Genomic DNA, 26,766 nt, shown 5'->3' with positions numbered 1-26,766 from the left:
GGCCCCGCCTGCGACACAGGCGGGGCCGAACACTCACGCGTGCGGTCAGGCAGGGAGCACGACGACGAAGCGCTGCGGCTCCTCGCCCTCGGACTCGCTGCGCAGACCGGCCGCCGCGACGGCGTCGTGCACGACCTTGCGTTCGAACGGAGTCATCGGGGCCAGCTTCACCGGCTCGCCCGAGGTCTTCGCGTCCGCCGCGGCCTGCGCGCCCAGAACCGACAGCTCCTCGCGCTTCCTGGCGCGGAACCCGGCGATGTCCAGCATCAGACGGCTGCGGTCCCCGGTCTCGCGGTGCACGGCCAGGCGCGTCAGCTCCTGCAGAGCCTCCAGCACTTCACCGTCACGCCCCACGAGCTTGCTCAGGTCACGGCCGGTCGAGTCGCTGACGATCGACACCGCGGCCCGGTCGGCCTCGACGTCCATGTCGATGTCGCCGTCGAGGTCGGCGATGTCCAGCAGACCCTCAAGGTAGTCAGCCGCGATCTCACCCTCCTGCTCCAGGCGGGTCAGGGTGTCGCCACCCTCGGCAGCGGCAGCGGAGATGGTTCCTTCCGTCACGGGATGGACTCCTTCTTACTTCTTGGTGGACGGCTTGCTGGGGGGCGTCTGGCGCTGCGACTTCGACTGCCGCTTCGGCTGCTGCCGCTTCGCCGCGGCACCGCCGCTGGCCGCGTCCGCGTCCGCCGTGGCCTCGGAACTCGTGATCACAGAACCGTCCGCCTGCGCGGCCAGCCCCTGCTTCGCCAGCGTGGTGATGAACTTCCGCTCGTTGTCGTTGCGGTCCGGGCCCTTGGCCACGATCGCCGCGACGATCTTCTTCTTGCCGCGGCCCTTGACCTCGCCGTGCGAGCCGAGGTGCTTCACCAGGCGGGTCAGGTACTGGTCCTGCGCCTTGCTGCCCGGGGTCGGGTTCTGGTTGATCACGTACATCTGCTGACCCATGGTCCACAGGTTCGTGGTCAGCCAGTAGACGAGAACACCGACGGGGAAGTTGATGCCCATCACCGCGAAGATCAGCGGGAAGATGTACATCAGCATCTTCTGCTGCTGCATGAACGGCGTCTTGACCGAGAGGTCGACGTTCTTCTGCATCAGCTGACGCTGGGTGTAGAACTGCGAGAACGACATCAGGACGATCATGACCGCGGTCACGATGCGCACGTCGGTGATCGAGGCGCTGAGGCTCGCGACCTTGTCGGCGCTGTCCGTGAACTTGGCGGCCAGCGGAGCACCGAAGATGTGCGCCTGGCGGGCGCTCTCCAGCAGCGGCTTGTCGATGACACCCATGGTCTTGCCATTGGCGATGCTCGACAGCACGTGGTAGAGCGCGAAGAAGAACGGCGACTGCGCGAGGATGGGAAGGCACGAGGACAACGGGTTGGTACCCGTCTCCTTGTACAGCTTCATCATCTCTTCGGACTGACGCTGCTTGTCGTTCTTGTAGCGCTCCTGGATGACCTTCATCTTCGGCTGGAGCGCCTGCATGCCCCGCGTCGACTTGATCTGCTTCACGAAGAGCGGGATCAGGCAGATACGGATCAGGATCACCAGGGACACGATGGACAGGCCCCAGGCCCACCCACTGTCCGCACCGAAGACCGCGCCGTAGACCTTGTGGAACTGAACGATGATCCACGAGACGGGATAGGTGAGAAAGCCGAACAGACTGGTAATCGTGTCCACTAATCAGGCTCCTTGAGCATTGCGAGATCGACGCAACGCACTGCGCAGCTGCTCGTGCCAACGCGGGCGTTTACGAGGTGGGACATGGTCCACACCACCAGGGCTCCACGGATTGCACCGCAGGATCCGCCAGGCGGTCAGAACGGTCCCCTTCACCGCACCATGCCGGTCGATGGCCGTGAATCCGTAGCGCGAGCACGACGGGTAATAACGGCACACCGGTCCCAGCAGTGGACTGATCGTCCACTGGTACAGCTTGATCAGGGCGAGCAGCGGGTACTTCATCGAGCCACGCCTCCCAGGAGGCGCGCCAGTGCTGCGTCCAGGTCCCGGGCCAGCTCTTCGTAGGCGGCATCGCCCGCTCCGGGCAAGGCACGAACCACTACCAGGCTACCGGCGGGCAGCTCGGAGAGCCGCTCGCGGACGAGATGGCGCAGTCTGCGCTTGACCCGGTTGCGGACGACGGCGACACCTACCGCTTTGCTGACGACGAAACCCGCACGCGTCGAGGGATCGATCTCCCCCGGCTCGTGCGGGTCCGTGGCACCGCTGGTACGTAGGTGTACGACGAGGAGCGGGCGACCAGCCCGGCGACCTCGGCGTACCGCGCTCGCGAAGTCCTCGCGCCGCCTCAGCCGATTTTCGGGAGACAGCACGACGTCACGACCTGTGTGCGTTGGTTACGCGGAGAGGGCGGAACGGCCCTTGCCACGACGGTTGGCCAGGATCGCGCGACCGGCACGGGTACGCATCCGGAGACGGAAGCCGTGGGTCTTGGCACGACGGCGGTTGTTCGGCTGGAAGGTGCGCTTGCTCACTCGGGGGCTCCAGAGAATGAATCGTTGTGGCGGGACATCGCCTGGCTGTCACCGTGCGCCCACGAAGGAATACTCACGTGTTCGCCCGAGTGGCACCGCTACATGATCACAACTGGTGATCTTCGCCCATCGGTAGGCAGGCGGCAGCAGCCATCGACAACTCGACCTCGTTACGGTACGCGCGGCTACGCCATCCGGTCAAACCGAGGTGGCGACGTGGTCCACTGTGCACAGGCTGTGGACAACGACTTGAACCGTACCCGTCGGCCTGACTACCGTTGCCCGACCCCTGATTTTTTGTCCCGACCGTCCCAAAGAACCACACATTCGTGGGACCCCCGTGAGAGAGCGTGCTCTGTGGCTGATGTACCTGCCGATCTTGCCGCAGTGTGGCCGCGCGTGCTCGAGAAGCTGCTCGGGGAAGGTCAGCAGGGCATCGAGCCCAAGGACAAGCAGTGGGTCGAACGCTGCCAGCCGCTGGCCCTGGTCGCCGACACCGCGCTGCTCGCCGTCCCCAACGAGTGGGGCAAGCGCGTCCTCGAAGGCCGCCTCGCCCCGCTGATCAGTGACGCGCTGAGCCGCGAGTGCGGCCGCCCCATCCGGATCGCCATCACCGTGGACGACTCCGCCGGTGAGCCCGCGCCCCAGGCGCCGCCCGCCGCGCAGCGCGACGCGTACGAGCCGGGGCCCTACCCGGGCCAGCGCTCCGGGGGTCACACCGGCCACTCAGGCCACACCGGCCCCGCCGGCGACCAGCTGCCCACCGGCCGCCCCGCCTACCCGGACTACCAGCAGCAGCGCCCCGAGCCGGGATCCTGGCCCCGCGGCGGCCAGCAGCAGGACGAGTACGGCTGGCAGCAGCCCCGGCTCGGCGGCTACCCGGAGCGCGATCCGTACGCCTCCCCGCAGCCCGGCTACCTCCAGCAGCCGGAGTCCCAGGGTTACGACCCGTCGTACGACCAGCAGCAGCAGTACGAGCAGAGCCGCCAGCAGGGCTACGAGCAGCAGCAGTACGAGCAGCCCGCGCCGCGGCCCGCGCCCGGGCGCACCGGTCCCGGCGGCCCGGGCGGCCAGATCGGAACCGGCAGGCAGTCGGGCGGCGGCTCCGGCGGCGGCTCCGGCGGCTCCTCCTCGGGCCCGCTGGAACCCACGGCCCGGCTGAACCCCAAGTACCTCTTCGACACCTTCGTCATCGGCTCCTCCAACCGCTTCGCGCACGCCGCCGCGGTCGCCGTGGCCGAGGCCCCCGCCAAGGCCTACAACCCCCTCTTCATCTACGGGGAATCGGGGCTCGGCAAGACGCACCTGCTGCACGCCATCGGGCACTACGCGCGCAGCCTCTACCCGGGCACCCGGGTGCGGTACGTCAGCTCCGAGGAGTTCACCAACGAGTTCATCAACTCGATCCGTGACGGCAAGGGCGACGCGTTCCGCAAGCGCTACCGCGAGATGGACATCCTGCTCGTCGACGACATCCAGTTCCTCGCGAGCAAGGAGTCGACGCAGGAGGAGTTCTTCCACACCTTCAATACGCTCCACAACGCCAACAAGCAGATCGTGCTGTCCTCCGACCGGCCGCCCAAGCAGCTCGTCACCCTGGAGGACCGGCTCCGCAACCGCTTCGAGTGGGGCCTGATCACCGACGTCCAGCCGCCCGAGCTGGAGACCCGGATCGCGATCCTGCGCAAGAAGGCCGTCCAGGAGCAGCTCAACGCCCCGCCGGAGGTGCTGGAGTTCATCGCCTCCCGGATCTCGCGCAACATCCGCGAGCTGGAGGGGGCGCTGATCCGGGTGACGGCTTTCGCGAGCCTGAACCGGCAGCCGGTGGACCTCGGGCTGACCGAGGACGTCCTGAAGAACCTCATCCCCGGCGGCGAGGACTCGGCGCCCGAGATCACCGCCGCCGACATCATGGCCGCCACCGCCGTCTACTTCGGGCTCACCGTGGACGACCTGTGCGGCTCCTCGCGCAGCCGGGTGCTGGTGACGGCCCGGCAGATCGCCATGTACCTGTGCCGGGAGCTGACGGACCTCTCACTACCCAAGATCGGGGCGCAGTTCGGCGGCCGCGACCACACGACGGTGATGCACGCGGACCGCAAGATCCGGGCTCTGATGGCCGAACGCAGGTCCATCTACAACCAGGTCACGGAGCTGACGAACCGCATCAAGAACGCCTGATTCCGGGCCTTGGGCCCGCCAGCGAGCACCTTCAAGGGGCGCTTCCGGACCACACCGGGGGCGCCCTTCGTCGTGTGCGCGCCCCCAACTTGTTCGAATACGCCCCCTCCGGGCCAACTCATCCACAGATTGGGGGACTTTCTGTCGTCCACAGCCTGGGGAGGGATTCCGTCGCCCACAATCTGTCCACAGGGGGCTCGACTGATCCATCATCAGCCCAGGTCATCCCCCTGTGGAATTGTGCGCAATCATTATCCACAGCCTGTGGACAACTTTTTGTCCACAGGCTCGTCCACGGCTCTGTCCACCGGCAACCCACAGGTTTGGATCAGTCGTGCACAGGATCCGGACGCTTCTCCACACCCTTGTCCACTGTTCGGCAACACCACGGCCCCAATCACCGTCCCGAGTGAAAGCGGTCACACCGATGGAGACGTTTGGGTTGTGGAGTACCGGGGGAAACCTGGGGACACACCTGTGGACTAGTAGGGGTCATCTGGGGACGGCCTGTGCAGAAGTTTTTGTTCTCCACAGAACCCATGGGTTTTCCACCGGCTCCGCCCACAGGCCCGGTGGACAAAAAACGGGTGCTGACCTGCGAAAAGGCAGTTATCCACTGTATCCACAGGCCCTACTACTACTCCCATAGACAGTTAGGCCTGGTCTGGTTTTCAAGCAGGGCCTGTGCACAACTCGCCGGGTCCGGCCTCCCGACACCTCACACCCGGCTTGACCGCCAGCAGCGACGTCTGTCGGCGCCGTACGTCAGACTGGTCTCCGGCATCGGGGCAGCGAGCCTCCAGCCGACGACGAAGGCCAGCAATCAGCAGGAGGCGGTTTCCGGTGAAGATCCGGGTGGAGCGCGACGTACTCGCGGAGGCGGTGGCCTGGGCGGCCCGTAGCCTCCCGGCCCGGCCGCCGGTGCCCGTTCTCGCGGGCCTGCTGCTCAAGGCCGAGGAAGGCTCCCTGAGCCTTTCCGGCTTCGACTACGAGGTCTCGGCCCGGGTCTCGGTCGAGGCGGACGTCGAGGAGGACGGGACCGTCCTCGTCTCCGGCCGGCTGCTGGCCGACATCTGCCGCGCCCTCCCCAACCGCCCGGTGGAGATTTCCACAGACGGTGTACGGGCGACCGTGGTCTGCGGCTCCTCGCGGTTCACGCTCCACACCCTGCCTGTGGAGGAATACCCGGCGCTGCCGCAGATGCCGACGGCGACCGGCACCGTTCCCGGTGACGTCTTCGCCTCCGCCGCCGCCCAGGTGGCCATCGCCGCGGGCCGTGACGACACGCTGCCCGTGCTGACCGGTGTGCGCATCGAGATCGAGGGCGAGCGCGTCACCCTGGCCTCCACCGACCGCTACCGCTTCGCGGTCCGCGAGTTCACGTGGAAGCCCGAGGACCCCGAGGCCTCGGCCGTGGCCCTGGTGCCCGCCAAGACCCTCCTGGACACCGCCAAGTCGCTCACCAGCGGTGACACGGTCACCCTGGCGCTCTCCGGCTCCGGCAAGGGCGAGGGCCTGATCGGTTTCGAGGGCGCGGGCCGCCGCACCACCACCCGGCTGCTCGAGGGCGACCTGCCGAAGTACCGCACGCTCTTCCCGACCGAGTTCAACTCCATCGCCGTGATCGAGACCGCCCCGTTCGTCGAGGCGGTCAAGCGCGTGGCCCTGGTCGCGGAGCGCAACACCCCGGTCCGCTTGAGCTTCGAGCAGGGCGTGCTGATCCTGGAAGCCGGTTCCAGCGACGACGCACAGGCTGTGGAGCGCGTCGACGCCACGCTGGAGGGCGACGACATCTCGATCGCCTTCAACCCGACCTTCCTGCTCGACGGCCTGAGCGCGATCGACTCGCCCGCCGCCCAGCTCAGCTTCACCACCTCGACGAAACCCGCGCTGCTCAGCGGCCGCCCGGCCGTCGACGCCGAGGCGAACGAGGCGTACAAGTACCTGATCATGCCGGTGCGCCTCTCCGGCTGACCCCGGACTCCCGCCCGCCCCCAGGCACCACCCAGCACGTCCCAGGACGCGCCCAGCAGGCCGCTCAGGCCCGGTCCCGCCGCTCGCGGGTCCGGGCCTGGCGCCGTCCAGGGCGCGGGCCCCAGGGGCACCCGGGGCGCCACCTGCGCCGGGCCACGCGGCCCGGCGTAGGCTCGTACGCGGAGAAAACCCGGGAAAAATCGCCTCGACGCTTAAGGAACCACCTGATGGAGCTCGGTCTCGTCGGTCTCGGCAAGATGGGCGGCAACATGCGCGAGCGCATCCGCCGCGCAGGCCACACCGTCATCGGATTCGACCGCAACCCGGACCTCGCCGATGTCCACAGCCTGTCCGAACTTGTGGACAGCCTGCAGGCCCCCCGCGTGGTGTGGGTGATGGTCCCGGCCGGTGCGGCCACCCAGTCCACCGTCGACGAGCTGGGGGAGCTGCTCTCGCCCGGCGACATCGTCGTCGACGGCGGCAACTCCCGCTGGACCGACGACGAGAAGCACGGCGCCGAGCTGGCCGCCAAGGGCATCGGCTTCGTGGACTGCGGAGTCTCCGGCGGTGTGTGGGGCCTGGAGAACGGCTACGCGCTGATGTACGGCGGCGACCCGGAGCACGTCGCCACCGTCCAGCCGGTCTTCGACGCCCTCAAGCCCGAGGGTGACTTCGGCGCCGTGCACGCGGGCAAGATCGGTGCCGGCCACTTCGCGAAGATGGTCCACAACGGCATCGAGTACGCCATGATGCAGGCCTATGCCGAGGGCTGGGAGCTGCTGGAGAAGGTGGACTCGGTCACCGACGTCCGCGAGGTCTTCCGCTCCTGGCAGGAGGGCACGGTCATCCGTTCCTGGCTGCTGGACCTGGCGGTGAACGCGCTGGACGGCGACGAGCACCTCGAAGGCCTCAAGGGCTACGCCCAGGACTCGGGCGAGGGACGCTGGACCGTCGAGGCCGCGATCGACAACGCGGTGCCGCTGCCCGCGATCACCGCCTCGCTGTTCGCGCGCTTCGCCTCGCGCCAGGACGACTCCCCGCAGATGAAGATGATCGCCGCGCTGCGCAATCAGTTCGGCGGCCACGCGGTCGAGAAGAAGTAGCCGCGGAGAAGCGGCAGCGGCGAGAGAAGCACCACGCAGCAGTACCACGCAGTACCGAGTAGTACCGAGTAGTACCAAGCAGTAGGGCCGGGGGAGGTCGGCGCCGTCATGCACGTATCGCATCTGTCGTTGGCCGACTTCCGCTCGTACGCCCGGGTCGAGGTTCCGCTCGACCCGGGCGTCACCGCTTTCGTGGGCCCCAACGGCCAGGGCAAGACGAACCTGGTCGAGGCGGTCGGCTACCTCGCGACCCTGGGCAGCCACCGCGTCTCCTCGGACGCACCGCTCGTGCGCATGGGCGCCGAGCGCGCGGTGATCCGCGCGGCCGTGACCCAGGGCGAGCGCCGGCAGCTCGTCGAGCTGGAGCTGAACCCGGGCCGCGCGAACCGGGCCCGCATCAACAGGTCCTCGCAGGTCAAGCCCCGTGACGTGCTGGGGATCGTACGGACGGTGCTGTTCGCGCCCGAGGACCTCGCGCTGGTCAAGGGGGACCCGGGGGAGCGCCGCCGGTTCCTCGACGAACTGGTCACCGCGCGCTCGCCCCGGATGGCGGCGGTCCGCTCCGACTACGAGCGGGTGCTCAAGCAGCGCAACACCCTGCTGAAGTCGGCCGCGATGGCCCGCCGGCACGGCGGCCGCTCCCTGGACCTCTCCACCCTGGACGTGTGGGACCAGCACCTGGCCCGCACCGGCGCCGAGCTGCTGGCCCAGCGCCTCGACCTGATCGCGACCCTGCTGCCGCTGGCCGACAAGGCGTACGAGCAGCTCGCGCCCGGCGGTGGCCCGCTCGGGATGGTCTACCGGCCGACCTCGCTGGCCGGGGCGGCGGGCGAGGCGGTGGACTCCGGGGCCGCGCGGACCCGGGAGGCGTTGTACGACGTCCTCTTGGGCGCCCTGGAGGAGGCCCGCAAGCAGGAGATCGAGCGCGGGGTGACCCTGGTGGGCCCGCACCGCGACGACGCGCTCCTGAGCCTCGGGGAGCTGCCCGCCAAGGGGTACGCGAGCCACGGGGAGTCCTGGTCGTACGCCCTGGCGCTGCGGCTGGCCTCCTACGAGCTGCTGCGCTCCGAGGGCAGCGAGCCGGTGCTGGTCCTGGACGACGTCTTCGCGGAGCTGGACGCGCGGCGCCGGGAGCGGCTGGCGGAGCTGGTGGCGGGCGGCGAGCAGGTGCTCGTGACGGCCGCGGTGGACGATGACGTTCCGGGGGTGCTGGCGGGGGCCCGGTACGGGGTGTCCGGCGGCGAGGTGACCCGGTGGTGAGCGGGCCCGACGAGGGCCCCGAGGCGGTGCGCAAGGCGCCCCAGTCCTCGGGCGTGGACCTGGCCCGCCAGGCGCTGGCGGCGGCCCGGGAGCAGGCGCGGGCCCGCGGCCTCGCGGCGGGCGGCAAGAAGTCGCGCCAGGGCCAGCCGGGACTGCGCTCGGGCGCCCGGGCGGACGGCCGGGACCCGATGCCGCTGATGGCGGCGCTGGACCGGCTGCGCACGGAGCGCGGCTGGGAGATGCCGATGGCCGTCGCGGGCGTGATGGAGCGCTGGTCGACGATCGTGGGCCCGGAAGTGGCGGCTCACTGTGAACCCGAGCGCTACGAGGACCGTGTACTGGTCGTGCGCTGTGATTCCTCGGCGTGGGCGGCCCAGCTGAAGCTGCTCGCACCGCAGCTGGTGGCCCGGCTGAACGAAGACCTCGGGCAGGGCACGGTCCGGCTGATCAAGGTCCAGGGTCCGGGCGGGCCGCCACGGCGGTACGGGCCGCTGCGGGCGCCCGGGAGCACGGGTCCGGGGGACACGTACGGCTGAGCGCGCCCGCGCGCCCCGCTCCGCCCGTTCCCCGCTGCCCCCGGTCGCGCCCCGCCCGGCCCTCCCCGCGGACCGCTCCCGCAGTGGTCTCGCTCACGGTGGCGGGAGGTTGACAGCCCGAAGCGCTGGATGCCCGTGTGAGCCTCTTTGAGCCCCTGCCCGGATATGGGGAGTCGGAGAGTGCGGGTTGAGGGCGGCACATGCGGACTCAGGTACCGGCAAACCCCCATTCATGTCCGTGGTACCGGTAGACTGACGGCAATCCCGCCTCATCGCGGGATTCCAGTTCATTACCACTGACAAAAGCTGACAACGCAGATTGACGCAGCCGCTCCTGCTTGCATGCCTGCTGGCCCGGAGTACGGCCTGTGCTGTGCCAGAAAGGGCGCTTCGTGGCCGATTCCGGCAACCCCAACGACAACCAGTCCACCGCTGCCGCCGGGAACGGTGACCCCGTCGAGTACACCGGCAGTCAGATCCAGGTCCTCGAGGGCCTGGACGCGGTCCGCAAGCGCCCCGGCATGTACATCGGCTCGACCGGCGAGCGCGGCCTGCACCACCTGGTGTACGAAGTCGTCGACAACTCGGTCGACGAGGCCCTCGCCGGGCACGCGAACACCATCGACGTGACGATCCTGGCCGACGGCGGCGTACGCGTCATCGACAACGGCCGTGGCATCCCCGTCGACATCGTCCCCTCCGAGGGCAAGCCCGCCGTCGAGGTCGTGCTGACGGTCCTGCACGCGGGCGGCAAGTTCGGCGGCGGCGGCTACGCCGTCTCCGGCGGTCTGCACGGCGTCGGCGTGTCCGTCGTCAACGCCCTGTCGAAGCGGGTCGCGGTCGAGGTGCGGCGTGACGGCTTCCGCTGGACCCAGGACTACAAGCTGGGCGCCCCCACGGCCGCGCTGGCGCAGAACGAGGAGACGTCCGAGACCGGCACGTCCGTGACGTTCTGGGCCGACGCCGACATCTTCGAGACGACCGAGTACTCCTTCGAGACGCTCTCGCGCCGCTTCCAGGAGATGGCCTTCCTCAACAAGGGCCTGACCCTGACGCTGACGGACGAGCGCGAGTCGGCGAAGGCGACGGCGGGCGCCGACGACCCGGACGCGGACGCGGCCGAGCCCCAGGCGCGCACGGTGCAGTACTACTACGAGGGCGGCATCGTCGACTTCGTGAAGTACCTCAACTCGCGCAAGGGCGAGCTGATCCACCCGACCGTCATCGACGTCGAGGCCGAGGACAAGGAGCGCATGCTCTCGGTCGAGATCGCGATGCAGTGGAACTCGCAGTACACGGAGGGGGTCTACTCCTTCGCGAACACGATCCACACGCACGAGGGCGGCGCGCACGAGGAGGGCTTCCGCGCGGCGATGACGGGTCTCGTCAACCGCTACGCGCGCGAGAAGAAGTTCCTGCGCGAGAAGGACGACAACCTCGCCGGCGAGGACATCCGCGAGGGTCTGACCGCGATCATCTCGATCAAGCTGGGCGAGCCCCAGTTCGAGGGCCAGACGAAGACCAAGCTGGGCAACACGGAGGCCAAGACCTTCGTGCAGAAGGTCGTCCACGAGCACCTCAACGACTGGTTCGACCGCAACCCGACCGAGGCCGCGGACATCATCCGCAAGGCGATCCAGGCCGCCACGGCGCGCGTCGCGGCCCGCAAGGCCCGTGACCTGACCCGCCGCAAGGGCCTGCTGGAGTCGGCCTCGCTGCCGGGCAAGCTGTCCGACTGCCAGTCGAACGACCCGGCGAAGTGCGAGATCTTCATCGTCGAGGGCGACTCGGCCGGCGGCTCCGCCAAGTCGGGCCGCAACCCGATGTACCAGGCCATCCTGCCGATCCGCGGCAAGATCCTGAACGTCGAGAAGGCGCGGATCGACAAGATCCTCCAGAACACCGAGGTCCAGGCGCTGATCAGCGCCTTCGGCACCGGTGTGCACGAGGACTTCGACATCGAGAAGCTCCGCTATCACAAGATCATCCTGATGGCGGACGCCGACGTCGACGGCCAGCACATCAACACCCTGCTGCTGACCTTCCTGTTCCGCTTCATGCGGCCGCTGGTCGAGGCCGGGCACGTGTACCTGTCCCGCCCGCCGCTGTACAAGATCAAGTGGGGCCGCGACGACTTCGAGTACGCGTACTCGGACCGCGAGCGCGACGCGCTGGTCGCGCTGGGCAAGAGCGCGGGCAAGCGGATCAGGGAAGACTCGATCCAGCGCTTCAAGGGTCTGGGCGAGATGAACGCCGAGGAACTGCGCATCACCACCATGGACGTCGACCACCGCGTGCTCGGCCAGGTCACCCTGGACGACGCGGCGCAGGCCGACGACCTGTTCTCGGTGCTGATGGGCGAGGACGTCGAAGCCCGGCGCTCGTTCATCCAGCGCAACGCCAAGGACGTTCGGTTCCTCGATATCTGAGTCGGCTCAGCTGACCGCCTGAAAGGATCTCTGACCAGCAATGGCCGACGAAACCACCCCCACCGCGGAGAACCCCGCGGAGGAGCAGCCCGTCATGCGGATCGAGCCCGTCGGGCTCGAGACCGAGATGCAGCGCTCGTACCTCGACTACGCGATGTCCGTCATCGTCTCCCGCGCCCTGCCCGACGTCCGGGACGGCCTCAAGCCCGTCCACCGGCGCGTGCTGTACGCGATGTACGACGGCGGCTACCGGCCCGAAAAGGGCTTCTACAAGTGCGCCCGCGTCGTCGGTGACGTCATGGGTACGTACCACCCGCACGGCGACTCCTCGATCTACGACGCCCTGGTCCGCCTGGCCCAGCCGTGGTCGCTGCGCATGCCGCTGGTGGACTCCAACGGCAACTTCGGCTCCCCGGGCAACGACCCGGCGGCCGCGATGCGCTACACCGAGTGCAAGCTGATGCCGCTGGCCATGGAGATGCTCCGGGACATCGACGAGGACACCGTCGACTTCACGGACAACTACGACGGCCGCAACCAGGAGCCGACGGTCCTCCCGGCGCGCTTCCCGAACCTTCTGGTCAACGGCTCCGCGGGCATCGCGGTCGGCATGGCCACCAACATTCCGCCGCACAACCTGCGCGAGGTCGCGGCCGGTGCCCAGTGGGCGCTGGAGCACCCGCAGGCCTCGCACGAGGAGCTGCAGGACGCGCTCATCGAGCGGATCAAGGGCCCGGACTTCCCCTCCGGCGCGCTGGTCGTGGGCCGCAAGGGCATCGAGGAGGCGTACCGCACCGGTCGCGGCTCCATCACGATGCGCGCCGTGGTCGAGGTCGAGGAGATCCAGAACCGCCAGTGCCTGGTGGTCACGGAACTCCCGTACCAGACAAACCCGGACAACCTCGCGCAGAAGATCGCCGACCTGGTCAAGGACGGCAAGGTCGGCGGCATCGCCGACGTCCGCGACGAGACCTCGTCCCGCACCGGCCAGCGCCTGGTGATCGTGCTCAAGCGCGACGCCGTGGCCAAGGTCGTGCTGAACAACCTCTACAAGCACACCGACCTCCAGACCAACTTCGGCGCGAACATGCTGGCGCTGGTCGACGGGGTCCCGCGCACGCTGTCGATCGACGCGTTCATCCGCCACTGGGTGACGCACCAGATCGAGGTCATCGTCCGGCGCACGCGCTTCCGTCTGCGCAAGGCGGAGGAGCGCGCCCACATCCTGCGCGGTCTGCTCAAGGCGCTGGACGCAATCGACGAGGTCATCGCGCTGATCCGGCGCAGCAACACCGTCGAGATCGCGCGCGAGGGCCTGATGGGCCTGCTGTCGATCGACGAGATCCAGGCGAACGCGATCCTGGAGATGCAGCTGCGCCGCCTGGCGGCCCTGGAGCGGCAGAAGATCGTCGCCGAGCACGACGAGCTCCAGGCCAAGATCAACGAGTACAACGCGATCCTGGCCTCCGAGGAGCGCCAGCGGCAGATCGTCAGCGAGGAACTGGCGGCCATTGTCGAGAAGTTCGGCGACGACCGTCGTTCCAAGCTGATCCCCTTCGACGGCGACATGTCCATGGAGGACCTGATCGCCGAAGAGGACATCGTCGTCACGATCACGCACGGCGGTTACGTCAAGCGCACCAAGACCGAGGACTACCGCTCGCAGAAGCGCGGCGGCAAGGGCGTGCGCGGGACGAAACTGAAGCAGGACGACCTGGTCGACCACTTCTTCGTCTCCACCACCCACCACTGGCTGCTGTTCTTCACGAACAAGGGCCGGGTCTACCGTGCGAAGGCGTACGAACTGCCGGACGCCGGGCGCGACGCCCGCGGGCAGCACGTGGCGAACCTGCTGGCCTTCCAGCCGGACGAGAAGATCGCACAGATCCTCGCGATCCGCGACTACGAGGCCGCGCCCTACCTGATCCTGGCCACCAAGGCCGGTCTGGTGAAGAAGACGGCACTCAAGGACTACGACTCGCCCCGTTCGGGTGGTGTCATCGCCATCAACCTCCGGGAGACGGGCGACGGCAACGACGACGAGCTGATCGGCGCCGAGCTGGTCTCCGCCGAGGACGATCTGCTGCTGATCAGCAAGAAGGCGCAGTCGATCCGCTTCACGGCCACCGACGACGCGCTGCGCCCGATGGGCCGCGCGACCTCGGGTGTGAAGGGGATGAGTTTCCGCGAGGGTGACGAACTGCTTTCCATGAGCGTGGTCCGGCCCGGTACCTTCGTCTTCACCGCGACCGACGGCGGCTACGCCAAGCGGACGCCCGTGGACGAATACCGCGTCCAGGGACGTGGCGGTCTGGGCATCAAGGCTGCCAAGATCGTGGAAGACCGCGGCTCGCTCGTCGGAGCGCTCGTGGTCGACGTCACCGACGAGATCCTCGCCATCACCCTGAGCGGTGGTGTGATCCGTACGCGCGTCAACGAAGTCAGGGAGACCGGCCGTGACACGATGGGCGTCCAGCTGATCAACCTGGGCAAGCGCGATGCCGTGGTCGGTATCGCTCGTAACGCCGAGGCGGGCCAGGAGGCTGACGAGGTCGACGAGACCGAGGAAGCCGAGGGACAGGCCACCGAGGCCGCCGAGGGCACGCAGCCCTCGGCTGGGGAGCACGAGGAGTAAGCGTGAGTGGAGCCACGGGCGCCGGACCGGCCGATACTGGAGCGAACGGTGCCCGTGGCCCCGCCGCGGACTCCCAGGGGGGAACCGTGACGGATACCCGAGGACCAAAGTCCCAAGCCGGCGTGACGGGCGGCCAGAGCCGCCCCGCACAGGCGCAGCAGCCGTCGCAGGCCCACCCGGCGCCCTCGGGCCCGGGGGCGCCCCGCGGCGGCGCGGACGGCGCGGCGCAGCGCAAGCCGCACCCGGGCGTGCGTACGGCGCCCAGGACGCGCAAGGCGCGGCTGCGGGTGGCCAAGGCCGACCCGTGGTCGGTGATGAAGGTCAGTTTCCTGCTGTCGATCGCGCTGGGCATCTGCACCATCGTGGCGTCGGTGGTGCTGTGGATGGTCATGGACGCCATGGGTGTCTTCTCGACCGTCGGCGGCACGATCAGCGAGGCGACGGGCTCGAACGAGAGCAACGGGTTCGACCTCCAGTCGTTCCTGTCGCTGCCGCGGGTCCTGATCTTCACGTCGGTGATCGCGATCATCGACGTGGTGCTCGCGACGGCGCTGGCCACGCTCGGCGCCTTCATCTACAACCTGTCCGCGGGTTTCGTGGGCGGCATCGAGCTGACCCTCGCCGAGGACGAATGAGCCCTGAATGACCTGCGCGGACGCCGTCCGGCAGCGGATTTTGGACTGACCCGGTCTGTGCGCTAATCTTCATCAAGTCAGCGCACAGCGCGGAGGGGCTATAGCTCAGTTGGTTAGAGCGCATCCCTGATAAGGATGAGGCCACAGGTTCAAATCCTGTTAGCCCCACAGTACGGATTCGGTCCGGCGGAGATTCTCCGCCGGACCGTTCTCGTTCCCGGACCGTTCTCGTTCCCGGAACCCGTGTTGCCCGCCCCGTGCTTCTCCCGGACGGGGCCGGGGCGTTGGGCCGGCGGGGGGCTTCCCAGGTAACCGATCGGTATCGGTCGGTGTGTATAGTCGGGCGGCAGTAGTCCCCAACGTCAACGAAGGACGAGGTCGCGCGGTGAAGAAGCTTCTCCTGGTCGCACTGGCCGCCATCGGCGGGCTCCTCGTGTACCGCCAGATCCAGGCGGACCGCGCCGAGCAGGACCTGTGGACGGAGGCAACTGACTCCGTGCCCTCTGGTTCCGGTGTGTGAGACCCACGATTGATCCCATGAAGCCCCGACTGCCGCTGCGGTCGGGGCTTCGTGCTGTTCCGGGGCGGATTGTTCCGGTATGTAAAGACTTTGGTTGCGCTGGCAAACTCGGGGTGGGTGGGCGTGATGGTGAGGGTGTTCTCGGCCGTGCTGCTGGCGGGCGCCGTCCTGGCGGTGGCGCCGGGGGCCGCGTACGCGGTGGCGGAGCCGGGCGCGGATCCGGTGGCGGCCTACCGTCCGGCCGAGGGGGCGCGGCCGGTCACGGGCGCGGCCACCACCGCCGACGCTCCGGCGCTGGTCGCGGGGGCGTCGTACGAGGACACGCTGGCCCCCGGTGAGCGCTACTACCGGGTGGTGCTGGACGCCCGGTCCAGCGCGTACGTCTCGGCCGTGGTGCGGCCGGCCGCGGGGACGAGGGCGGGGTACTCCGACGGCGTCGAGGTCTCGCTGATGACGAACGCGGGGAAGGCCTGCCCCGGCAACCCCGGGCGGGCGGCGTTCGGTTACGAGCCGGGACCGCTCGCGGCCGTCGGCGTACGGCGGCTGGAGGAGGACGCGGACTGCCAGGAGGCGGGCGTGTACTTCGTGAAGCTCACCCGGACCTCCGCCGCCGACGCCGAGCGGGCCCCCTGGCCGGTGGAACTCCGCTTCCTGCGCGAACCCGGCCTCACCACGGGCGGCGCGCCGACCGTCGCTCCCTCGGTGTGGCCGTCGGCCCCGCCCGTACCGCCCGGCACCGAGCCGGTGGCCCGGGCCGGCGGCACCGGCTTCAACGACGCGCGGGCGCTCGGTGCCGGGGTGTGGCGCGACGACCTGCGGCCGGGGCAGACCCGTTGGTACCGGGTGCCGCTGGACTGGGGGCAGCAGCTCGCGGTCGGCGCGGAGCTGGCGGGCGCGCGGATGACGAAGACGTACGGGGCGGCCTCCGACGGGCTCACCGTCAGCCTCTACAGCCCCTACCGCGCGCTGGTCCGGTCCAAGGGGACCGCGTACGACGGCAAGCAGGCGGCGGCCGGGCTGGGGCCGACCGCGCCGGTGGCCTACGCGAACCGGTTCTCCGACGACAGCGCGGTACGGCCGGTCCGGGTGGCGGGCTGGTACTACGTGGCGGTGACGATGGGGTCCAAGGTCGGGGAGTTCACCGAGGACGCCCGGCCGGTCCCGCTGACCCTGCGGCTGAACGTCCAGGGCGCGGCCGTCGCCGGGCCCTCGTACGCGGAGAGCCTCACGAAGGCGGGGTTCGGGGTGCGCGAGGAGGACCGGGCGGCCGCGCGGGCGGGCCTGACGGCCCCGGAGGCGGTGACGGCGGCCGGCGACCGGCGGACGATGCGGGTGGTGGCCACGGGCGGATTCGGTGCGGGGGCCCTGCTGTTGGCGGTGCTCGGCGGGTGGGTGCTGCTGGCGCGGCGGGGAGCCCGCACGGCTCTCTGACGCCGCTTCCTACAGCTGGGTCAGGGCCCAGGCGCCCACGGCGAAGCAGAGCAGGGCGGCGAGGAGCAGCCAGGCGGTGGCCTTCCGGCCGGGCGGGGCGAGGGCGCTCCGGCGGGCGACGGGGGCGACGGCCGTGGTGGGGCCGTGCGGTGGGGCGGCCGGGGGCGGGGCCGCCGGAGGGGGCAGGTGGAAGCTGCCGGTCGCCGAGGGGGCCGGGAGGTGTGCGGGGGCGGGCGCGGGGGGTTCGTACGGCGCTGCGGGGGCCGGGGCGGTCGGGGCGTCGGGGGTGACGGCGGCCGTGGACCGGGGTCCTTGCGGGCCGAACCCGGCGGGCAGCGGGCCGAGTTGGTCGAAGACCTCGACCGGTTCCTCGTCGGGTGCGGGCGCGGGCAGCAGCTCCAGGGCCCCGGCAAGGGCCTTGCGGGCGCCTGTGGCGGTGCGGAAACGGTTCAGGGGATCCGGCTGCAGGAGACTGGCGATGACGTCCCACAGGGCCGCCGGGACCCCTTCCGGGGCCGCCGGGGTGCCATGGGCGAGGAAGTGTTCGACGAGGGCCCGTGCGTCGGGCCGCCGGCCGCGCAGCAGGTAGAGGGCGACCAGTCCGACGGCGAACAGGTCGGCGGAGAAGTCGGGTTCGGCGCCGAGCAGCTGCTCGGGAGCGAAGTAGCCGGGGGTCCCCACCACGTAGTCGGTGGCCGTCAGGCGGGGCTCGCCCTTGCGCATGGAGATGCCGAAGTCGGACAGCCGCAGGTGCGGCCGTCCGGTTCCGGTGGCCGTCATCAGGATGTTGGCCGGTTTGATGTCGCGGTGGACGACACCCTCGGCGTGCACCGCTGCCAGACCCGACAGGAGCTGGTCGAGCAGGGTGCACACGAAGCGGGGCGGCAGGGGCCCGTAGTCGCCTATGACATGACCGAGGGAGCCGCCGCTGACCAGGTCCATGGTGAACAGGACCTTGTCGTCGTCGGCCGCCCAACTGGCCGGGGCCAGCACGTGCGGATGATCGATACGGAGGGCCTGCTCGCGCACGAAGCGGAGCAGGGTGTGGGCATCGCTCTGCTGGAGGACCTTGGCGGCGACGTAACGGCGGCGCCTGTGATCCCAGGCGCGCCATACGGCGCCGACTCCTCCGCGGCCGATCGGGTCGATCAGCTCGTACCGACCGGCGAAGATCTCACCCATCGCTGCGCCTGTCCCCCCGTCGCTTCGTCGGTGCGTCTTTCGGTGCGTGCGGTCAGTACGAGGTCAGTTCTGGTGGGCCTCGTAGTGCGCGACCGCGTCGGCCGTGCGCCCGGCGCCGTAGACCCGGAGGAACTCTGCCAGTTCCGGGTGGCTGGCGGCGAGGGTGTCCGCGGCTTCGATGATGTCTCCCGCCGCGGAGACCGAGCGCAGCAGTGACTGGATCTCGCGGACGACCCGCTTGACGGTCGGTGCGCCCGAACCGGTGCTGGTCTGGCCGCTGTTGCTGAGGACCGAGCCTCCCTGGGTCTTCTTGATCTCGTCCATCCGGTCGGTGGCCTCCGCCGCGCTGACGCTGCCGTCCGCCACCTGGCCGGCGAGATCCTGGAGGGCCTGGACGCGCTGCACCACGGCCGGGTTCCCGATCTTGGCCCGCTGGCCACTCATCAGCTGGGACAGCATGGGCGCCGACAGTCCGAGGACGGCAGCGAGGCGGGCCTGGTTCAAGCCGAGGTCATCTATGAGCCGACGGAAGAGCGCGCCGAGCGGCTCCCCGTACCAACTGCGCTGAAGTTCCCTGGCTCTGGCGGTTGCCTCTTGCTGTACTGCGTCCACTCTTACTACTCCCCTTCGCTGGTGCGAACCTCGCGAGCATCTTACGGAGCGTGGTCGCGGGGCGGGAGTCCCTATCATTTTGCGGGATCGGGCGGTACACCCGGTACTCTGGTCTGCGGAACGGCTGCTCCCTTTGAGGGGACAGTTACGTCCGTTTCCGGGGCCTTAGCTCAGTTGGTAGAGCGCTGCCTTTGCAAGGCAGATGTCAGGAGTTCGAATCTCCTAGGCTCCACATGATCAGAGGGTCCCTGACCTGCGGAAACGCGGGTCAGGGACCCTCTCCGTGTTTATAACGTCAACACCGTGTCAACACCGCCCTGTCGTACGGTCCCCCCATGGCATCAATCAAGACCCGTCCTAAAAGGGACGGAACGGCGAGCTTCACCGTGCTGTGGAGGGCTGGCGGCGCGCGGAGCGCCAAGCAGGAATCGGAGGTCTTCAGTGATGAGAAGGCCGCCGAGCGATTCAGGGATCTGGTGAACGGGCACGGTCAGCAGTGGCCGCCCGGCTGGGTGCGAGGGCAGGGGTTCATCGCTGACCAGCGCCGGCCGGACACGATGTTCGAGGCATTCGCGCTCGCCTACGTCGACCGTCTGACCGGCATCCAGGGCGACACGCGCAGCAAGTACAAGACACGAATACGTGCCAATATGACGCCCTGGTTCGGCCCCTACTCCGTAGAGGACGGTGAGGGCACCATCATCCGAGAGATGGTGCAGGACTGGGTCAACGACCTGGAGGCCGGACGGCTCGCTCCGCTCGACCCTCCAGACCGGAAGCCTCGAACGAAGTACCGGCCTAAGACCATCCAGAACGAGCACGGCTTGCTCTTCTCGATCCTTCAGTCGGCGGTGGACGCGGAGCCGTCGCTGCGGGCCTCGAATCCGTGCGCGAAGACTCGTCTCCCGCGACTCGACGGCGCTGAAGACGAAGAAGAGATGGTCTTCCTCGAACGCGAGGAATGGGCCTGGATCTACGAATGCCTCAGCGACGATGCCAAGGATCTCGGCGAGGCCATCGCGGAGACCGGCTTTCGGTGGGGCGAGGCAACGGCACTTCAGCCCCGTGACCTTCGGCGGCGTAATGGCCGGCCCGCCATCCGTGTTCAGAGGGCCTGGAAGAAGGACGAGGACGGTAAGTCCATCCTCGGCCCCCCGAAGACCCGTAAGGCGCGACGGACCGTCGTCATCACTCACAAGCTTGATCGGATGCTGCGACGCCGAGCCAAGGGTCTGGCTCCCAACGCCCTCATATTCACTGGTCCCGAGGGGGGCAAGTGGGACCCCGGCACGTTCCGGCGCTTGCGCTGGCTGCCCGCGATCGAGCTGGCTGCGGAGAAGTACGGCCTCATCAAGCGACCGCGCATCCACGACCTCCGTCACTCCCACGCATCGTGGCTGATTGCCGCGAAGGTGCCGCTTCCGGCCATCCAAGGACGTCTTGGGCACGAGTCCATCACCACCACCGTCGACAGGTACGGCCACCTCCTGGACGCCTTGGACGACGAGGTCATGGCCGCCATCGAATGGGCCATGGACCCCACCGCTCCGCTGCCCGGCTTCCTGGAAGGCTCCGGCCTGGCCGCCGCTACGGACGGACTCCCCCACGTCCCTCGCCAGCTCTCCGGACTGGCCCAGGAAACCTGGAAGGACGCCAGCGACATGCCGCAGGACGATGCCGAGCACGAGAACGACCCGGTATTCGTCATCACGCTGGGCGGCCGGGAGGTGCCATTTGCGGACCGCGAGCACGCGCAGGACGTCGCCGACCAGTGGAACGACGACCACGAGGAAGAGATCGCGACTATGCGGGCAGACGGTTGGCCAGAGGAGCGGATCGCCCGCCGCGGAGCCCTCGGCCCAGAGGAGCGTGAGCGATGGACCGGCGGCGGCTCCGTCTGGTCCCGGATGCCGGAGCGGCAGTTCGTGCACTACGCCTTGGCCTCGTACGAGGCCGACGGCACCCTGACGTACGAGCCGCTTCCGGTGAGTAGCCGGTGGGCGTGGGAGTTCGAGCACGACGGCTTCACCACGCGGGCCGCCGAGTTCCGGACCGAGTTCCGCCCCCAGGGCAACACGGAGGCGCACGCACGGGGAATCAACAAGTCTGCCGTGTCCCGGGCCTTTGAGCAGGCCCGGGTGGAGGCCCTGGAGGTGTGCGCCAAGCATCCGGACGCCGACCTCACGAGCGCGCAGGCGTAGCCCAGAGCTCCATCCGGTCACTCGAAGGAGTATGTCCTTCATCACGCAAATTCGGCCCGCTCCTCGCGAGGAGCGGGCCGAATTTGCGTGTGCTCCGCAGCGCGAAACCGTCCGTGGCTTCAGCCCACGGCTTCCGAGGTCGGGTAGCAGACCGTCTGCCACCGGTCGGGGTCGTCGGTCCGCGACCAGCCGTTGACGGTGCCCGGCTTGGCCCGTTCGGACGGGTCGATGATGAACCCGTTCTCGATCAGGCGATGTCCGAACGACGCGGGGGCGAAGCCCGAGTCCGCCGGCCCCAGATCACGGACGACGAGTTGCCGCACAGGGTCGGGGTCCTCGACACGGACCTCCCGTTCCTCAGAGGCAAGCGGTGCCACGATCAGGCGCCAGCGCCCGTTCAGTACGTACACGAGGGCGCGGTGCGGTCCAGCGGGTGTCACGTTCTCTCCCAAGGTGGATCGGTCTGGTGGCGGTCGGTCGTCACCAGAGGCTGAGGGGGCGGCCCGCCGCAACCGCTACACGGACGCGTGCCGCGATCTCTGCCTTGGACTCCCCACCGTTCTTGCCGGCCCGGATAGCGGCACCAATGGCACGGGAGCGTCCGGCCGGGCCGCGAAGGTCGGCGAGGGGACTTCCCGGGTCTCTGCGGCGGGCCAGCCATTCGGCTCGGTTCTCCGCCGCCGTGCCCATCCGCAGGTGAGTCGGCTGCTGACAGGAGTGGTTGTCACAGGTGTGGCAGACGGTCGGGCTGTCGGTTCCCCAGCCGAGTCGAGGGATGACACCGTGCGCGAGCTGGTACCCGTAGAGGTGGCCCGGCACCGTGCCGCGTCGCGTCCTGCCCGGCCGCGAGGCGGCCCTGAAGCTGGCGTGGCCGGTGCTTGAGATCCCGCCGAAGAAGAACCAGCAGTCCTCGGTTGACCTTGTTCGGTAGACCTTTGCCCAGTACCGGGCTTGAACGGACTCGTTGGCAAGCCAGACCGACCACTCAACAGCCGGTATGCGCACGGGCGTTGGCTCACCGATGAGGGCAAGTTGCTCATCAACGTGAACGGGCCCGGACTCGTTCACCGCCGCGAGCGGGAAGAGTCCGGGCCCGAGGTCGTTCTCAGGAGGCATCAGCCCGGCTACCGTCCGCTGTGCCGACCGGGGCCGGGATGCCCGAGGCCGAAGAAGCCGCTTCCGCCGCATCGGCCCGAGGCTTCCGGGCCCGGGTGGGGCGGGGGCGCTCGGCACGGGCCCGCAGCGATTCGATGATCTCCTTCGCACGAGCCGCGGTAACAGGCTTCGCCTCGCGTTCCAGCTCCTCCGCCGGCACGCCCAGCAGTTCCGAGACCAACTCGGCATCGTTGCCGAACAGCCGCAGAACTACAGCAGTAGCTTCCCGAGCCGTGGCGTCGGCCTCCTCCTTCGCCTTGGCTGCGTTCACCGCGGCCTCACGCGCGCTCAGCGCGTTCGTAGCTGCCATCTCCCGCGTCTTCGCCTTCAGCGCTTCAGCAGCGCGAACCCGTCGCCGCAAGTCCGCCGCGCTCACCGGTCCTGCCGAAGTGGTGCTCACCCGTGCCCCCAGTCCTGTTCGAAATCAGTGCTCGTCGCGCGCACCGTAGGCACAGGTCCGCGGACATCTCGAACCACGGGTTGGTTGGGTGCCGGCCAGAGCGAAAGGCTGCCTCCGGCGGGTCCTCCTCGGAGGGGGTGGGGGCTGGTCGGTCGGGTGCGGGAGCGTTGTGGTGCGGGTGGTGAAGGCGGGGTTCCCTCCTCGGCCGGACACCCAGGGGGCGTATCAGGAACCCGGGCGCGGCGTCCAGGCCGAGCCGCTGCGCGGTCGCTACGCGAGCCAGGACACCGCGCCCGGAACCCTGATACGGCGGAGCTGTCCGACCGAGGAGGGAACCCCGCCCAGGCCCGTTGTGGCCGGGCCCGGCCGAGCGGGTGCGGGTCGGCGGAACGGGAAAAGGGCAGGTCAGGGCCTGTGTCCGGGTTGACCCAATCCCTAGAACGTGGTTTAATTAGTGATGTCGGAAGGGGAGGGCAACCCCCGACCGGCACACGGCAGGCCGACCGGCCGCCGACAACCTCTCTCACCAGGAGAACGAACGTGAGCACCACGAAGGCCCCGGGAAAGCTCGACACCATCCGCGCTCTGCTCGCTACGGCGGAGGACCCCCGTACGCCCGAGTCTGAGGCCGATCTTGCCCGGAAGAGGGCGTTCGAGATGATGGCGAAGTACGGCGTCGAAGAGGCCATGCTGAGCGACGGGCAGCCGTCGCGGGACGCGGTCACCGCGAAGTACGTCGACCTCCCCAACCCGTGGTCCATGTCCCGCGTCCGCCTCATCTGCTTCATCGCTCAGAACGTCGGCTGCAAGGCCGTGCACATGGGTGTGCGGGGAAACGTGCGCCGGGTTCACATCGTCGGCCACGAGTCCGACATCCAGCGCGCCGAGGTCCTTTACACCTCTCTCTTGATTCAGATGCTCGGCGGGCTCAACGCGCAGGTTGTCCCGTACGGCGTCCGGAGTGCGCGAGCCTGGCGCAACTCGTGGACCATCGGGTTCATCGAGCGCGTCATAGAACGGCTCAAGGCGATCGAGCAGGCAGCCCGCGCCGCCGCCAGTGGTGAGACGTCGGCCACGGGCCGCAGCGGTGAACTCGTGCTGGCCGACCGCGACGCGATGGTGGAGGCCGCCTACCACAAGGAGCACCCGCACGTCCGGACTTCGCGCGGCTCGTACAGCGGCAGTGGGTACGGCGACGGGGCCGCCGCAGGCAACCGCGCCGACATCGGAGGCACCCGCCGCATCGGTGCCCAGACCGCCGGAGCGCTCGCAGCCTGACCGCCCATCCCGGCCGGGGCGGCAGCCCGCCGCCCCGGCCCCCCGCTCGAAGCGTCGAGGAGCCACGCATGTACATGGAATGGGCCCGATTCCACAAGGTCGACGAGAACGGCCGCCACTACTTCCAGACCTACAGCTTCCCCTACACGTGGGCCGCCGCGACGCCGAAGGAGCCCGGCACCGGCCGGATCAGCGAAGCCGCCGCCCTCGCCTACTCGATCATCTGCGCGGCCGGGTGGCAGTGGCAGACGCCGTGTCACTGCGTCGAGTGCACCATCACGGCCAAGTCCACCCAGCACGCCACCACTTGACCACCACCGACCACCGCCAGGAGGACACGATGCCGTCCCGGAAGCCGCACGCCACCCCCGCCCGCATCCTCACGGCCGCCGCCGAACACATCGAACGCGTCGGGCTCTACCAGGGTGACCACCTCTGGCAGCCCGGCCGAATGGGCGACACCGCCCCGTGCACCGTGCTGCACGCGTGGGAGCGCGGCGTACGCTCCGCCCGGCCCCGCTGGTCCGTACGCGGTGAGCCGTGGCACGTCTTCCAACGCGCCCTGTTCGACTCCCTTGTGGTGCTCAGCAACCACATCAACGGCCGCCCCGTGTCCGGCGTCCGGTGGCGAAAGCTGAAGCTCGCGGAGGACGCCTACCGGCGCACCCTGCTGTGGTGCTGGGGGGACGAGCCCGAGCGAACCACCGCCGAGGCCGCCGCGATGATCCGCGCCGCCGCAGCCCTGCACGCGAGTGACGGCGATCACAGCATCCCTGGTTGCCCCACTCTTAAGAACGTGGTTTAATTAATGGTGTCGGAAGGGGGAGGGCAACCCTCCGGCCGACACCGTCACCGGGCCGAACGGCCCGAAGAACTCTCACCAGGAAGAAGAAGGACCGATGACGAACACCAAGACCCAGGCCGGCGTCCAGGCTGCCCCTGCCCCGTGGCCGACCCTCACGGTCGCCGAACTTGCCGCGCACCCCGGCAACGTCCGCGACATCGAGGCCCCGGCTGAACTGCTGGCCGACGTGAAGGACAACGGCGTCGTGGAGCCGCTGTACGTCGTCCGCACCCACGGCGACGTGCCGCAGATCATCGACGGGTTCCAGCGACTGGCCGCCGCCGTCGCCGCAGGGCTGGAGACCGTGCCGGTCACCCCCCGCCCCGTCATCCGGATCGACGCGCTCACCCCGCACCCGAAGAACGCCCGCGAAGACCTCGACCTGAACGCGCCGTTCGTGGAATCGCTCCGCGCCGAGGGGTGCCGCATCCCCGTCAAGATCCAGCGGCTCGACGGCGGAGTCCTCCAGGTCAACGACGGAAACCGCCGCTACCACGCAGCGACGGACGCGGGTCTCACCCACCTGCCGTACGAGTGGGAGGACGACGACCGCGACGCGGCCGGGCAGTTCCTCGACATGATCACGACCGCCCAGCACCGTAAGAGCCTCAGCCCGTCCGAGATGAACCAGGCCATGTTCAGCGCCGCCGAGGCGGGCGCACAGGTCGGCCGCATCGCCAAGGCCGCAGGTGTTCGGCAGAAGGACGTCAAGACGCTGGTCAAGGTCAGGTCTGACGAGAAGTTGAGCGCCGCCGTCAGCGGCGCGGGCAGCTACGAGTGGACTTTCGAGCACCTGGCCGCGCTCTCGGAGTTCGCCGACGACGCCGAAGCACTCGCCGCGATCACCGAGGCCGCCGCCGAGGATGACGCCGACGAGGGAGACGTTGACTGGGCCATCGCTATCGAGCGGACCAAGCGCGACAAGCGGGTCAAGGCGGAGGCGCACCGCGCGGAGCTGGAGACGGCCGGGCACAAGATCAGGGACGCCGAGGAGCTGTCCGAGCGGGCCACGCCCGTGTGGCGACTGCGCGGCATCAGCACCGAGGAGCACGCCGAGTGCAAGGGGCTTGTGTGGGTGTTCGATGAGCGGCGGGGGGACCGGTACGAGCCTTACTGCTCCGCCCCCGGTCTGTACGGGCACACGGTGCCCGAGGGGGCCAGCGCCAGCGGCGGCACGATGACCGCCGCCGACAAGGAGGCCGAGCGCGCCGCCCGCGCCGCCGTCAAGAAGGGGAACATCGATTGGGACGCGGCCGAGGCCCTGCGCCGGAAGTGGATCACGGACCTGATCAAGCGGCGGAACCTCCCGAAGAACACCACCAACACCCTGATCGGTCACGTCAATAACGCTCTTTTGAACGGCAGTTGGGGAATCTCCGACGATCTGAACAAGGAGGGCACCACCGAGATCCTGGCCGGATTCCTGGGCCTGAACACCGAGCAGGCCAAGGATCGGGGCAGTTTCGCCGGGCACGTCGCCAAGGACCCGCGCCGGGCCCCTCAGCTCCAGTTCGCCGCCATCGCGGCCGTCCGGGAGAAGTGCGCGAACCGGTCGGCGTGGCGGACGGACAGCCAGCACGCCCCGTGGACGCGGAAGCCCACCGGTCGGTGGTTCCAGGTGCTCGCGTCCCTCGGGTACCCGCTCACGCCCATTGAGCAGTCGGTCGTGGACGAGGAGCCTTACGACCCGTCGAAGAAGAAGGCCCGCGCCGCGATCACGTCGGGCAGTGAGCCGGAGACCGAGCAGGAGCCCGGCACCGACGAGGAGGCGAGCGAGCCGGAGGCCGAGGAAGGCGACGAACCGGCCAGCGACGACGAAGCCGCCGCCTAATCACCTCAGCAGCCCGATGCCGGGGGCGGGAACCCGCCCGCCCCCGGCCACTCCA

Annotated in this window: 23 protein-coding genes, 2 tRNA genes and 2 pseudogenes; 18 read left to right on the top strand and 9 right to left on the bottom strand. The window is 69.2% G+C overall.

Annotation, left to right across the window (positions count from 1 at the left end):
* Positions 1 to 45: 45 nt before the first annotated feature.
* The 5 genes from QMF80_RS08520 to rpmH are packed head-to-tail and all read right to left on the bottom strand — an operon-like array spanning position 46 to position 2,504.
* Positions 46 to 561 (bottom strand): Jag family protein, encoded by a 516-nt coding sequence (locus QMF80_RS08520; protein WP_283451141.1) that lies wholly within the window; start codon positions 559 to 561, stop codon positions 46 to 48.
* Positions 562 to 576: 15 nt separating this feature from the next.
* Positions 577 to 1,686 carry a membrane protein insertase YidC gene (yidC, locus tag QMF80_RS08515; RefSeq protein WP_283451139.1) on the bottom strand — a complete coding sequence of 370 codons (1,110 nt, stop codon included), beginning with the start codon at positions 1,684 to 1,686 and terminating at the stop codon, positions 577 to 579.
* Between the two features lie 3 nt (positions 1,687 to 1,689).
* Entirely contained in the window at positions 1,690 to 1,971 is a 282-nt protein-coding gene (gene yidD / locus QMF80_RS08510; protein ID WP_008741647.1) for a membrane protein insertion efficiency factor YidD, read from the bottom strand.
* Positions 1,968 to 2,342, bottom strand: a complete 375-nt coding sequence (rnpA, locus tag QMF80_RS08505) for a ribonuclease P protein component (RefSeq protein WP_283451137.1) — start codon at positions 2,340 to 2,342, stop codon at positions 1,968 to 1,970. The genes yidD and rnpA overlap by 4 nt, the downstream gene beginning before the upstream one ends.
* A gap of 24 nt (positions 2,343 to 2,366) precedes the next feature.
* Positions 2,367 to 2,504, bottom strand: coding sequence for a 50S ribosomal protein L34 (gene rpmH, locus QMF80_RS08500; protein WP_112448007.1), 138 nt, complete (start codon positions 2,502 to 2,504; stop codon positions 2,367 to 2,369).
* A 357-nt stretch (positions 2,505 to 2,861) separates the two neighbouring features.
* Between rpmH and dnaA (QMF80_RS38265) the strand changes: the two are divergent.
* The 12 genes and pseudogenes from dnaA (QMF80_RS38265) to QMF80_RS08445 form a co-directional block, all read left to right on the top strand.
* Positions 2,862 to 3,437 (top strand): annotated as a pseudogene (gene dnaA / locus QMF80_RS38265) (chromosomal replication initiator protein DnaA); the annotation flags it as partial.
* A 96-nt stretch (positions 3,438 to 3,533) separates the two neighbouring features.
* Positions 3,534 to 4,685, top strand: a pseudogene (gene dnaA / locus QMF80_RS38260) (chromosomal replication initiator protein DnaA); the annotation flags it as partial.
* A gap of 843 nt (positions 4,686 to 5,528) precedes the next feature.
* Positions 5,529 to 6,659 carry a DNA polymerase III subunit beta gene (dnaN, locus tag QMF80_RS08490; protein ID WP_283451129.1) on the top strand — a complete coding sequence of 377 codons (1,131 nt, stop codon included), beginning with the start codon at positions 5,529 to 5,531 and terminating at the stop codon, positions 6,657 to 6,659.
* Positions 6,660 to 6,886: 227 nt separating this feature from the next.
* The gene (gene gnd, locus QMF80_RS08485) at positions 6,887 to 7,762 is read left to right on the top strand and encodes a phosphogluconate dehydrogenase (NAD(+)-dependent, decarboxylating) (RefSeq protein ID WP_283451127.1); all 876 of its coding nucleotides are present in this window, start codon (positions 6,887 to 6,889) and stop codon (positions 7,760 to 7,762) included.
* A 108-nt stretch (positions 7,763 to 7,870) separates the two neighbouring features.
* On the top strand, positions 7,871 to 9,022 hold the full coding sequence (gene recF, locus QMF80_RS08480; protein WP_283451126.1) for a DNA replication/repair protein RecF: 1,152 nt from the start codon (positions 7,871 to 7,873) through the stop codon (positions 9,020 to 9,022).
* Positions 9,019 to 9,558: a DciA family protein gene (locus QMF80_RS08475; protein WP_502962804.1), complete on the top strand. Its 540-nt coding sequence runs from the start codon at positions 9,019 to 9,021 to the stop codon at positions 9,556 to 9,558. The genes recF and QMF80_RS08475 overlap by 4 nt, the downstream gene beginning before the upstream one ends.
* A 368-nt stretch (positions 9,559 to 9,926) precedes the next feature.
* Entirely contained in the window at positions 9,927 to 11,987 is a 2,061-nt protein-coding gene (gene gyrB / locus QMF80_RS08470; protein ID WP_283451122.1) for a DNA topoisomerase (ATP-hydrolyzing) subunit B, read from the top strand.
* A gap of 40 nt (positions 11,988 to 12,027) precedes the next feature.
* Positions 12,028 to 14,622, top strand: coding sequence for a DNA gyrase subunit A (gyrA, locus tag QMF80_RS08465; protein ID WP_283451120.1), 2,595 nt, complete (start codon positions 12,028 to 12,030; stop codon positions 14,620 to 14,622).
* Between the two features lie 2 nt (positions 14,623 to 14,624).
* A complete protein-coding gene (locus QMF80_RS08460) occupies positions 14,625 to 15,257 on the top strand; it encodes a DUF3566 domain-containing protein (RefSeq protein ID WP_283451118.1) in 633 nt (210 codons plus the stop codon).
* A gap of 94 nt (positions 15,258 to 15,351) precedes the next feature.
* Positions 15,352 to 15,425 (top strand) — tRNA-Ile (locus QMF80_RS08455).
* 217 nt (positions 15,426 to 15,642) lie between these two features.
* Complete coding sequence (locus QMF80_RS08450; protein WP_208809277.1) at positions 15,643 to 15,777, top strand: DLW-39 family protein; 135 nt, start codon at positions 15,643 to 15,645, stop codon at positions 15,775 to 15,777.
* A 126-nt stretch (positions 15,778 to 15,903) separates the two neighbouring features.
* Positions 15,904 to 17,208, top strand: a complete 1,305-nt coding sequence (locus QMF80_RS08445) for a hypothetical protein (protein ID WP_283451105.1) — start codon at positions 15,904 to 15,906, stop codon at positions 17,206 to 17,208.
* Positions 17,209 to 17,217: 9 nt separating this feature from the next.
* On the opposite strand, the gene QMF80_RS08440 is transcribed toward QMF80_RS08445, so the two are convergent.
* On the bottom strand, positions 17,218 to 18,390 hold the full coding sequence (locus QMF80_RS08440) for a serine/threonine-protein kinase (protein WP_283451103.1): 1,173 nt from the start codon (positions 18,388 to 18,390) through the stop codon (positions 17,218 to 17,220).
* Positions 18,391 to 18,453: 63 nt separating this feature from the next.
* Entirely contained in the window at positions 18,454 to 19,002 is a 549-nt protein-coding gene (locus tag QMF80_RS08435) for a helix-turn-helix domain-containing protein (protein ID WP_283451101.1), read from the bottom strand.
* Between the two features lie 159 nt (positions 19,003 to 19,161).
* Here QMF80_RS08435 and QMF80_RS08430 point away from each other — a divergent pair.
* Positions 19,162 to 19,234: transfer RNA gene (locus tag QMF80_RS08430), tRNA-Ala, on the top strand.
* 103 nt (positions 19,235 to 19,337) lie between these two features.
* A complete protein-coding gene (locus tag QMF80_RS08425) occupies positions 19,338 to 21,203 on the top strand; it encodes a tyrosine-type recombinase/integrase (RefSeq protein WP_283451099.1) in 1,866 nt (621 codons plus the stop codon).
* A 119-nt stretch (positions 21,204 to 21,322) separates the two neighbouring features.
* On the opposite strand, the gene QMF80_RS08420 is transcribed toward QMF80_RS08425, so the two are convergent.
* Both QMF80_RS08420 and QMF80_RS08415 read right to left on the bottom strand, forming a co-directional pair.
* Positions 21,323 to 21,643 (bottom strand): hypothetical protein, encoded by a 321-nt coding sequence (locus QMF80_RS08420; protein WP_283451097.1) that lies wholly within the window; start codon positions 21,641 to 21,643, stop codon positions 21,323 to 21,325.
* A gap of 665 nt (positions 21,644 to 22,308) precedes the next feature.
* Positions 22,309 to 22,758: a hypothetical protein gene (locus QMF80_RS08415; protein ID WP_283451096.1), complete on the bottom strand. Its 450-nt coding sequence runs from the start codon at positions 22,756 to 22,758 to the stop codon at positions 22,309 to 22,311.
* Positions 22,759 to 23,298: 540 nt separating this feature from the next.
* On the opposite strand from QMF80_RS08415, the gene QMF80_RS08410 reads away from it, so the two are divergent.
* The 4 genes from QMF80_RS08410 (at position 23,299) to QMF80_RS08395 (ending at position 26,711) form a co-directional block, all read left to right on the top strand.
* The gene (locus QMF80_RS08410; RefSeq protein ID WP_283451094.1) at positions 23,299 to 24,036 is read left to right on the top strand and encodes a DUF2786 domain-containing protein; all 738 of its coding nucleotides are present in this window, start codon (positions 23,299 to 23,301) and stop codon (positions 24,034 to 24,036) included.
* A gap of 68 nt (positions 24,037 to 24,104) precedes the next feature.
* Positions 24,105 to 24,347, top strand: coding sequence for a hypothetical protein (locus QMF80_RS08405; RefSeq protein WP_283451092.1), 243 nt, complete (start codon positions 24,105 to 24,107; stop codon positions 24,345 to 24,347).
* Positions 24,344 to 24,841 (top strand): DUF6197 family protein, encoded by a 498-nt coding sequence (locus QMF80_RS08400; protein WP_283451090.1) that lies wholly within the window; start codon positions 24,344 to 24,346, stop codon positions 24,839 to 24,841. The genes QMF80_RS08405 and QMF80_RS08400 overlap by 4 nt, the downstream gene beginning before the upstream one ends.
* Before the next feature lie 94 nt (positions 24,842 to 24,935).
* Entirely contained in the window at positions 24,936 to 26,711 is a 1,776-nt protein-coding gene (locus tag QMF80_RS08395; RefSeq protein WP_283451088.1) for a ParB N-terminal domain-containing protein, read from the top strand.
* Positions 26,712 to 26,766: the final 55 nt, after the last annotated feature.

The sequence above is a fragment of the Streptomyces sp. G-G2 genome, from assembly GCF_030063135.1.
Taxonomy (GTDB): Bacteria; Actinomycetota; Actinomycetes; order Streptomycetales; family Streptomycetaceae; genus Streptomyces.
The sequence above is the reverse complement of the archived record's forward strand: the minus strand, read 5'-3'. Positions and strand labels throughout refer to the sequence as shown.

Excerpts from the sequence above, each read along its gene's own strand:
- QMF80_RS08425 (WP_283451099.1), top strand. The coding sequence starts at position 19,338 with ATGGCATCAATCAAGACCCGTCCTAAAAGGGACGGAACGGCGAGCTTC.
- gnd (WP_283451127.1), top strand. The coding sequence starts at position 6,887 with ATGGAGCTCGGTCTCGTCGGTCTCGGCAAGATGGGCGGCAACATGCGC.
- QMF80_RS08445 (WP_283451105.1), top strand. The coding sequence starts at position 15,904 with ATGGTGAGGGTGTTCTCGGCCGTGCTGCTGGCGGGCGCCGTCCTGGCG.
- QMF80_RS08440 (WP_283451103.1), bottom strand. The coding sequence starts at position 18,390 with ATGGGTGAGATCTTCGCCGGTCGGTACGAGCTGATCGACCCGATCGGC.
- yidD (WP_008741647.1), bottom strand. The coding sequence starts at position 1,971 with ATGAAGTACCCGCTGCTCGCCCTGATCAAGCTGTACCAGTGGACGATC.
- recF (WP_283451126.1), top strand. The coding sequence starts at position 7,871 with ATGCACGTATCGCATCTGTCGTTGGCCGACTTCCGCTCGTACGCCCGG.
- gyrA (WP_283451120.1), top strand. The coding sequence starts at position 12,028 with ATGGCCGACGAAACCACCCCCACCGCGGAGAACCCCGCGGAGGAGCAG.
- QMF80_RS08405 (WP_283451092.1), top strand. The coding sequence starts at position 24,105 with ATGTACATGGAATGGGCCCGATTCCACAAGGTCGACGAGAACGGCCGC.
- QMF80_RS08395 (WP_283451088.1), top strand. The coding sequence starts at position 24,936 with ATGACGAACACCAAGACCCAGGCCGGCGTCCAGGCTGCCCCTGCCCCG.